Below are 9,708 nucleotides of genomic sequence, written 5' to 3'. Positions count from 1 at the left end.
GGACTTTGATAATATGCTGGCTGATTAATAATGAGAAACTCAATTGATTATTAAGAACGCGAGATTCAGATAATCAATATGGAATTTTGGAATCAGCTCATTTAAGGATCAGCTAATATAAAATATTGGAAGCTAAGTGGAAGCCAGCTTCGCCTGTAACTTAGATTGTATATTTTTCGTGAATTTTAGAGAGTATTATAATTGAACATAAAGCCTAAGATTTATAATTGAACATAAAGCTAAGATTTCTACTTTTTCTAACTTTTTTATACTTTTATTGGCAAAACTACGAAAGGAATGCCATCTGCATATAGTTTTCTCTGTGATGCAAAGACAGTATAGTTGTGTAGCCACCTTGTAAGTCTCGAATCATTCGGAAAGACAATCTGTCCACCAAAGAACACAGCATTAGGGAACTTCTTTAAGATCTCTGGTGCCAATTTTGTGATCTCTTCCACAACGTCAGTGCCGACTGCAGTAAAACCTTCAGCATAGTAACCATGTGACGAGATTAGTTTTACGTACTTGTCTACATCTTTGCACACCTCGGTTTGGAGTCCTTGAATTTCTTCTACTCCTTTGAACACACCAGCATCAATTACACCAATCTGTACAAATACAAAATTCTTGTACATCCCACCGAATAATTTGAATATAGTGGACAGTGCCTGCATCCCTAAACCATTAAAACCGTTTACCAGAAGCACTGCAGTCTTATCCTGCATGTTAATAATCTCATCAGGTTTATCATTTTTAGTTATATTCATACATTCAGGAGAATTGATTACCTTTGCATTCAGTTCTTTAATAAGTTCTGAGGTATTGTCATAATGGCGTCTTATGAGGATGACAACTCCAGCAAATGCTCCGATAATAAGCAATGTTACCCATCCGCCCTCACCGAACTTAACGGCTATTACTGACATCAATATCAAAACTGTCATAAGCAGCCCGGTACCATTGATAATTAATTTCTTCTTCCAGTCTTTAACTTTCGCTTTAGACTTCCACCAATGGCGAACCATACCTGCCTGGGACAGAATAAATGTTATGAAAACCGCTATGCTATAAAGCACTATCAGGAGTTTGACCGATCCCTGGGTAAGAAAGACCATAACTAACGCTGAGACACCCATTATTAATACGCCGTTTTGTGTTACAAGTCTATCACTCAGCGTTGCGAACCTTGTAGGAACCCATCTATCCAGTGCCATATTTGCCAGAACCCTTGGGCCATCTAAAAAACCGGTCTGTGCAGCTACAAATAGGAGTCCTGCTTCAGATACAAGAGTTGCTATTACGAAATAGTGACCTAGAGGTCCCCAGGACCTAGTAATATTCTCAAAAAGAATAGCATTCAGAGTTTTTCCAGCTTCTGGAGATACATGGTAAAATATGTAAGTAAGCATTAGACCTGCTGCCATGAATGCCAACGAAAGCGCCATGAGATGCATGGTTTTCTTTGCTGTTTTTACCCTTGGTTCTCTCATTACTGGAACCGCATTACTTACGGCTTCAATTCCTGTATATGTTCCTGCCCCCATGCTATATGAATGTATGACAATGAAAAGCAACGCTGAAAGCCCTGCACCGGATGCTATATTATGGACATCAGTTACAGTATTACTCATTACTATTGGCGCACTTGTAAAATGGGTAAAAAACGCATATGATATTAAGGCAACATGAGCAATTATGAATAATACGAATATAGGTATTAAAAATAAAACTGATTCTTTAATTCCTCTTAAATTCAATAGTATAATTGCCATGATTACAAAAAAAGCAAACCCTAATTTGAACATGTGCCAGCTTGTTGGTAGAAAACTTAGCATGGCATCTACACCGCTTGCTATCGAAATAGCAATCGTAAGTACATAATCTATAAGGAGTGCACAGCCAGAAAGCATTCCAAGCGATGGAGATAACAACTTGCTAGCAACCAAATAACCACCACCACCTGTGGGAAATAGTTCGATTATCTGAGAATAACTTGTACTAATTACAAAAATAGTTAATATAATACTCAGTGCTACAAATATGGCAAGGTAAATATGATGTCCCAGTGCCAAGTATGCTTCTTCTGGACCATATGATGCAGAAGACATTGCATCAGATCCCAGACCGACCCATGCGAAGAGCGCTATTAAAGAAACTTTATGGAAAATATCAGAATCAAAAGGGTTACGGGGCTCTCCAAGAATTAAAGTTTTTAAAGACTTTAATTTTTTATCATATATTCCGCTATCTTGCATTCTTATTAGCCTACGTTTTATTTTTGGTCTTTATAAATAACAATTATAAAGCCTCAAATTCAGGTCGTGTCTGCGAGTTACTGACCAATTACAAAAAGAGAGTAGATTCACCATGTTTGAAAAAATTGAGAGATATTCTTTTGCTTACGTTTTTCAATAACTCACGCCTATTACCCAAATTCACACAAGATATTTAACTCACAATCTGAGTTATAGTATTTGAATTTGTTTAGTGTATCCAAATTTTTAAATCTGTTTCAAAAAATAATAATGCCTTGCACGCTATTGTTTTTTTTGATAATATTTGAAAAATTATAATAATTATTAATTGAGTTTTGGAGAATGAGAATGGCAGACTTTTTAGTGAAGGCTCAGGATCGAAGAATTAGAATGTTTTTACAATTACCGCAAAAGTTTCAATTTTTTAAAAAATGTACTTATTAAACACTCTTAATAGTGAAATATTCATCTACAGAACGATTATTCCTTAGAATATACGCCTGTCTAAGTTTTCCTTTTTACAAATATTACTTAAGCAAGCAAATGAATTTACCTAAGATAAAACTTTTTTTGAGGGTAGTTTATGAAAGCAATAGTGATCGGGGCTGGCGAGGTTGGATATCATATCGCAAAGTTCCTCTCCCTCACACACGATGTAGTTGTTGTCGAAAAAGATGAAGAGGTTGCACGAAGGGCTGACGAGCTCGATGTCCAGGTTCTGGAAGGAAATGGTGCAAACGCCGATATTCTCGCCAGTATCCTTCACGATGCGGATATTTTAGTGGCTGTCACAGGAATTGATGAAGTTAACATTGTTGCCTGCATGACTGCAAAACTTATCATAAGATCCCATCCCGGCTGGAAAGAAGCAAAGACAATTGCAAGAGTTAGCAACCCTGATTATATCGATGTGCCTGTAACCTCAAGGTCTCAGGTTGGAGTCGATATCATGATCTGTCCTGAACTTGCGCTCGCCTCGGAGGTTGCCGAGGTACTTTCAAGCCCTTCAGCTATAGATACGGAAGTCTTTGCCGGGGGAAAAGTTCAGATGATGGAATTTGCCATCCGTCCTGACAGCAAGCTTGTAGGAAAGCAGATTCGGGATCTCAAGCTTGATGACTGCTGCATTGTAAGTGCAATATTTCGGAAGCAGGAAATCGTTATTCCCCATGGAAGCGATGTCATTAACGCAAACGACCATGTGGTAGTTGTAGGCAAGCCCAAAGCTCTGGAAGAACTTGGCCGCATCTTCGGGAACGTGGAGCCTCACAGAAACCGAATTCTCCTCATAGGCTGCGGCATTGTAGGATTTTATCTTGCCAAATTGATAGACAAAGACGAGAATGCAGACCTTAAAATTATCGAGTACAAGAAGAGCCGTTGCATAGAAGTAGCCGAGATATTGGAAAATGCCCTTATTTTAAACGGGGACGGCACTGACCTCAATCTGCTCAGGGAAGAGAATATCGAAGATATGGACGTCGTGCTTGCAGTTACGGACAATGACGAAAAAAATCTTCTGTGCTCGCTTCTGGCAAAGCAAATGGGGGCAAAGAAAGTTATCGCAAGAGCTGACCGCCCTGACTATGTGCCCCTTTTTGAAATGATTGGAATTGATATGGCAGTCAGTCCCAGGGAAGCGACCGTAAATGAAGTACTTAAGCTTACAATGGGAAAAGGTATCGAAAAGCTTACCATGCTGGAAGGTGAAAAGGCAGAAATTATCGAGTACACTACCTCAAGGTACTCAAAAATTATAGGAAAATCCCTCGACAAGGTCAAGTTCCCTAAAAATGCGATAGTTACCACAGTAGTTCATAACGATGACATTATCATACCTAGAGGAGATTTCGTAATTCGGGAAGGAGATAAGGTAATAGTTTTTGCGCTATCTTCCGCAGTTTCGGCAGTTGAGAAATTTTTTAAGTAAAGAATAAATACAAAAAATTCAAAAAGATCTAACAGTTTTTAAAACTGAGGATCCGCAATGAATTTTAGAGTTGTCTTATATGTGCTTGGCGGCTTGCTCAGGCTCCTGGGACTGTTCATGGTAATTCCTCTCGGAGTCGCCTATTATTATGGAGAGAGTTTAACTCCTTTTTTGGTTTCGATTCTCATAACCCTCGTTACAGGTCTTCTCCTGCTTTATTATAAAACCGACGAGGAATGGATGCGCAAAGAGGGGATTGCAATCGTTGCCCTGGGCTGGCTTGCAGCCGCTGTTTTCGGGGCAATTCCTTTCATGCTGGACGGGATTTCTCCCTTAAACGCTATCTTTGAATCAATGTCTGGATTTACCACTACAGGTTCGTCAATTCTTACTGATATCGAAAGCCATCCTAAAAGTATCCTTTTCTGGAGAGGTTTGATCATGTGGCTCGGCGGCATGGGCATTATCGTGCTTTTCATTGCTATCCTTCCCAAACTTGGGGTTGCGGGCCGCCAGCTTTTCCGGGCGGAATCACCTGGGCCTACCGAGGACAAGCTAAAGCCAAGAATAAGGGAAACTGCGAGAATTCTCTGGATGGTTTATTTCGTAATTTCCTTCCTGCAAGTTGCCGCCCTCTTACTCGCAGGAGTCTCCCTCTATGACGCGCTTAATCATATGTTTGCTACAATGGGTTGCGGAGGTTTCTCAAATTATGCGCTGAGTGTCGGAGCTTTTCATAGTCCTCTTGTTGAATATATAATAACGTTTTTCACGTTCGTTGCCGGCGCAAACTTTGCCCTCTACTATCGAGCAATATTTATAGACAAAAATCTCCTTTTTAAAGACGAAGAGTTCCGATTCTATACCGCCCTGACCCTTGCAGCAAGCGGGCTTCTTACCTTCCTACTCTGGCGAGACCTTGGCACAAACCTTCCTGATTCTTTCAAGTTTGCAATCTTCCAGGTAGTTACAATCATGACAAGTACAGGGTTTGCGACAACTGATTTCAATCTCTGGCCCGAATCCGCGAAAATGATACTTATTATAGTTATGTTTATTGGAGCCTGCGCCGGTTCTACAGGTGGGGGCATCAAGGTTGTACGTATTCTTATCCTTCTCAAACACAGCCGAGTAGAATTGTTCAAAGCTCTTCATCCCAAAGCCATTAAGGGCGTCAGATTTAATAATAAGAAAGTGCCCGACGAGATTGTCAATTATATAGTTTCATTTGTTGTCATTTATCTGCTTGTCTTTCTCTCAAGTGCCCTGATTCTTTCGGTTTTGGGTATGGACATCATAACTTCAGTTACTGCGTCTATAGCTACGCTTGGTAATATTGGGCCAGGCCTGAATGTCGTAGGCCCGATGGGCAGTTTTGATCCAGTTCCCCCCTGGGTAAACTGGTCCTGATTGCAAATATGTGGATCGGTAGGCTTGAAGTCTATACTGTAATTCTACTTTTTACGCCTGAATTCTGGAGCAAGTGACCTCCCGAGTTCTGTCTCGGGAGGACAGGGCCCTTTTCGCTTCGCTCAAGAGGGCTGAATTATAATGAAGATTCTGAACTGAGCCCAAGGATGGGTTATAATGAAGATGCTGAGCTGAGCCAGAAGGGCTAATTTAGGAGTAAAAAAGGTTGCATTTTCAGCTTGCTCATGAAGACTGATTTACCTGAACTTCTTATCGAGTCATACGCAAGCCTTTCCAGAAAAAGTCTGATAGAAAACAGCTCACGTTTGAGTGAGTACCTTATCCCAAATCCTATCCGGTGTGATCACAACCCTTTTGAAAAAAGGCTTGACCGAAAACCTTTTCAAAAAAGGTTTTATCGAAAACCCTAGCAACGGCGTGATCAACCNNATCAACCGGCGCAACGGTTGTGTTTGGATGACTTGAGATGAGAGAACTTCCTGTAAGGTGACTAAAAAAGGAAATTTGTAAATAGAAGACGCCTGAGTTTTCAGGCGTTACATCTTACTCTACCTTACTCTACATTACATCTTACTCTTTACCACTTCTTTTGCGGCATCTTTGAAAAGTACTCGAAGGTCCCAGAGAAGTTTTTTATTGGCTTTAAAGAGAGCCTGTAGCAGGTCAAGAAGGCTCATTCTTTCGAATTTTACATCTTTCAGGGAATAGGCAAGTGAATTCAGGTCCTCGTCGCTCAGGTTGATAAAGCAGTTCTTTACAATGAGGCTCATGTCAATGTCGTGCCCCAGGGTTGCTCTCCATGGTTTCTCATAAACTTCTTCAAGTTTTTCGAGGGAAACATCTCCTGTGGATATAGCTGCATACGCAGCTTCTCCTGCTATCTTTCCAGCATCCATTGCATTAAGAATTCCACCGCCTGTGATAGGGTCGGACTGGCGGGCAGCGTCTCCAATTAGCATCAGCCCGTTAGTGGAAGTTTTCTCAATGCTACCCGAAACCGGAACTCCTCCAAAAACCATCTCAACTATCCTGGCATCAGGAAATTTCTTTTCCAGAAATTTGTTAAGGTAGTCTACAGGCCTTGGCTTGAATTTTCCAGTCTTGCTCCCGATAACTCCAATCCCTACATTGGCTTTTCCATCGCCTTTCGGAAAGACCCATATATAGCCGCCCGGTGCAATTTCATTGCCTGTGTAAAATTCGCAGTGATGCTGATCTATGTTCGCTCCAGCTATCAGGTACTGGGCACAGGTCTCTATGTCTATCGGCTTTAAGGAAGTATCGATGCCTGCCCATCTGCCCACTTTTGATTCGACTCCGTCAGCACCTATTACTATCTTGGCCCGCACATCATATTCTTTTCCAAGATGCATGAGCCTGGCTCCTTTGACAAAATCGTCTTCAATGATAAGGCCAGTTGCTCTGGTTTTTACCCTAACTTCCGCCCCGGCTTCGGCGGCCTGTTCTGCAAGGGCTCGATCAAACACTTTTCTCTCAAGGACGTAACCCACTTCTCCACCAGCGATTTCTTCTGCCATCTCTATCTTTGTACCGTCCGGCGCGTAAATATGGGAAGCATTAAGATCAGCGCAAATCCATCTCTTGTCAATTTCCACGTATTTTTTGAGATCTGCTTTGTTCACGCCTTCGGCACAGCGTACAGGATCACCTATCTCCTGGCGTTTCTCGATTAAGAGTACATCCAGTCCTTTTTCGGCTGCAGTTCTAGCAGCAATGGAACCTGCAGGACCTGCTCCTATCACTAAAACGTCATACATGTCCTTCATTTCATTACCTCAATTGCTCCCACAGGGCAGATGCGATCGCATATCCCGCATGACATGCACGTATTTTCATCTACTTCAACCCAGGTCTCTACAAGTTCGAGTGCTCCCTTTGGGCAGACACCCACACAGGCACCACAGTATCCACACTTAAATCTGTTTATCTTAAGGCTCACCAGCTCACCTGTAAATTTTAAAAGTATTATAATATTTCCAGCAGACATCCTCTTTTTTGCAAATAATGTGACATGGATCTAAAAGCTTGACAGTATGATGCTACATTATTTTTACTGATGACTTCAATAGAGTCCTGAAAGTTCTTTTTAATTATTATATTTTTAAGGTTTTATTTTTTATGTCAATGAATACTTTTCGACTTTCTGAGGTATATTTTCATCTTAAAATTTATTACCAGGAAGGTCAGATCAGAATTTCGATTTATTCATTATATGTTTACTCTTCCGAATAGTTTTCACAATTAATGTATTTGTCCAGTTAAAGTTATTGGCTCTATTGAACTAATGCATTGGGTATAAAAATTTCTTTCAGTTAATTTTCTCTCTAATATAAATATTTTGTATTACACCACCATGAATTATATCTTTGCTTTTTAAGAGAAATTGTTATGAGTTTATTTTTAAACTGGAACAGACTGAAAACCTGCCTGAAGTCCCAAGAAGCAGTCCTAAATTTCTAAATTCATTGCATAAAGAAAACAGGAGAAATCAAGCTGCTCCTCTTTCCTGAACGTCCAGAGGTTCCGTCTCAAGCTCCATATTTTTTCTATATTGTTTTGAATACCTTGCTTCTACTCCTTCTCTGTGAAAATTGTTATAAGTGCAGAAGGGAATTACCCTGCCATCAGGGGTAGCATAGTGAATTCCGCAATGTTCGACCCTTTCCAGGTCCAGGTTGTAGAGGTCCTGAAAGTGCATAGCTCCGAAGAAAAGTGATTTTCGATGGAATTGGGCAGCATGTTCTCTTGTGCCGTTTTTAAGAAAATTACTTATCAGGGAGACTATGTTAAGATCCTTTGGGCTTCTGGCTTCATCGATGTAGCGCGGAATATGATAGAGAACTTTTGCAAGTTTCGTTACGTTAGAACCTTGCCCTTCAAATTCTGGAGTAACGCTCTCAAGGAACTCAAGGAACCCGTCCACGTCCACAAACTCACTTATCGGAATTAGCCTTCCCTTGCTCTCAAAGATATAAGTGGCGGCTCCACAGAGAGGGTGCACCGTGAACTCGGGAAGTGGAACCCTTCGCACCGCACTCACGAACCGAATGATGGGGACTGCAGCAGATGCAGGATACCAGGCTGAACTGGGAATTTCTCCTTCTGTTTGTTCTTCCAGGAGTGCTACTAGATCAGGAATTGTTATTCTCTGTTCTTTGTGTAGGGCCTGATCAATGCGGCCCGCGAACGCTACTGGCTGGAAGTTTACACCTCTCACTACGTCCCCATTTCTAGCCGCAAAATGGACAATATCTCCAACCTGGTGATCATTAATGCCTTTTATCAGGGTGGGCACGAGCACAACACTATCCAGGCCTGTCTGCCTGCAGTTCTCAAGAGCTTTTTGTTTTACAGGAAAAGCATTAAATCCCCGGGTCGCCCTGTATGGTTCATCGGAGACTCCGTCAAAGGATAAATATACAGTATGGAGCCCTGCGGCCCTCAAGGCTTCACAGTATTCCTGGCTTTTTGCTAGTCTGACACCATTAGTTGCAATTTGAATCTGCGAAAACCCAAGTTTCTGAGCTGTTTCAATAATTTCAGGAAGGTCTTCCCTAACTGTAGGTTCTCCTCCTGCAAACTGGACGGCATAGCAGGGAACAGGTTCTTGATTTCGGAGAGTCAGCATCATTTCTTTAATCTGTTCAAAGTCTGGTTCATATACAAAACCGCTTGCTCTGGCATTAGCGAAGCATACCGGACAATTGAGGTTACAGCGATTGGTGACGTCAATGTTTGCAAGCAATGTCCCTGTTTTATGTTTGGAGCAAATTCCACAGTCCCAGGGACAGCCACAGGAAGAAGAGTTAGTCCCATTGGAAACTCCACTGCCGACATAAGAATAGCGCCTGAACCTGTCGTATAGTTTGCTGTCCGACCAGTAAATGTCCGTAAAGGTTCCATGTTCAGGGCAAATTTTTTTCATCATTATCTTGCCATTTTCTTCAAACAAAGTGGAATCAAGAACTTTTTTGCACTCTGGACAAACAGATAAAATGCGTTTCATTCAAACACCTTATACACGTCATTGATAAGTATTCAGGTTTTAAAAAACCTGTTTCTTTTCAGGAA

At 41.3% G+C, this 9,708-nt stretch carries 5 protein-coding genes and 1 pseudogene; 2 read left to right on the top strand and 4 right to left on the bottom strand.

The window, feature by feature from the left end:
- Window positions 1-266: 266 nt before the first annotated feature.
- The gene (locus BP621_RS06590) at window positions 267-2,255 is read right to left on the bottom strand and encodes an APC family permease (RefSeq protein ID WP_292388646.1); all 1,989 of its coding nucleotides are present in this window, start codon (window positions 2,253-2,255) and stop codon (window positions 267-269) included.
- Window positions 2,256-2,838: 583 nt separating this feature from the next.
- On the opposite strand from BP621_RS06590, the gene trkA reads away from it, so the two are divergent.
- Together trkA and BP621_RS06580 are read left to right on the top strand one after the other, a co-directional pair.
- The gene (gene trkA / locus BP621_RS06585) at window positions 2,839-4,185 is read left to right on the top strand and encodes a Trk system potassium transporter TrkA (protein WP_292388644.1); all 1,347 of its coding nucleotides are present in this window, start codon (window positions 2,839-2,841) and stop codon (window positions 4,183-4,185) included.
- A gap of 57 nt (window positions 4,186-4,242) precedes the next feature.
- Window positions 4,243-5,672 (top strand): annotated as a pseudogene (locus tag BP621_RS06580) (TrkH family potassium uptake protein).
- A gap of 507 nt (window positions 5,673-6,179) precedes the next feature.
- Here the strand turns inward: BP621_RS06580 and BP621_RS06575 are convergent.
- From BP621_RS06575 to tes, 3 genes are all read right to left on the bottom strand, one after another.
- On the bottom strand, window positions 6,180-7,403 hold the full coding sequence (locus BP621_RS06575; protein ID WP_292388643.1) for a digeranylgeranylglycerophospholipid reductase: 1,224 nt from the start codon (window positions 7,401-7,403) through the stop codon (window positions 6,180-6,182).
- Window positions 7,400-7,576 carry a 4Fe-4S binding protein gene (locus BP621_RS06570; protein ID WP_292388641.1) on the bottom strand — a complete coding sequence of 59 codons (177 nt, stop codon included), beginning with the start codon at window positions 7,574-7,576 and terminating at the stop codon, window positions 7,400-7,402. Before BP621_RS06570 ends, BP621_RS06575 begins: the two co-directional genes overlap by 4 nt.
- Window positions 7,577-8,125: 549 nt before the next feature.
- The gene (gene tes, locus BP621_RS06565) at window positions 8,126-9,643 is read right to left on the bottom strand and encodes a tetraether lipid synthase Tes (protein ID WP_292388640.1); all 1,518 of its coding nucleotides are present in this window, start codon (window positions 9,641-9,643) and stop codon (window positions 8,126-8,128) included.
- Window positions 9,644-9,708 lie beyond the last annotated feature (65 nt).

It is taken from the genome of Methanosarcina sp. UBA5 (genome assembly GCF_002505485.1).
Lineage (GTDB): Archaea > Halobacteriota > Methanosarcinia > Methanosarcinales > Methanosarcinaceae > Methanosarcina.
The sequence above is the reverse complement of the archived record's forward strand: the minus strand, read 5'-3'. Positions and strand labels throughout refer to the sequence as shown.

Excerpts from the sequence above, each read along its gene's own strand:
- BP621_RS06590 (WP_292388646.1), bottom strand. The coding sequence starts at position 2,255 with ATGCAAGATAGCGGAATATATGATAAAAAATTAAAGTCTTTAAAAACT.
- trkA (WP_292388644.1), top strand. The coding sequence starts at position 2,839 with ATGAAAGCAATAGTGATCGGGGCTGGCGAGGTTGGATATCATATCGCA.
- BP621_RS06575 (WP_292388643.1), bottom strand. The coding sequence starts at position 7,403 with ATGAAGGACATGTATGACGTTTTAGTGATAGGAGCAGGTCCTGCAGGT.
- tes (WP_292388640.1), bottom strand. The coding sequence starts at position 9,643 with ATGAAACGCATTTTATCTGTTTGTCCAGAGTGCAAAAAAGTTCTTGAT.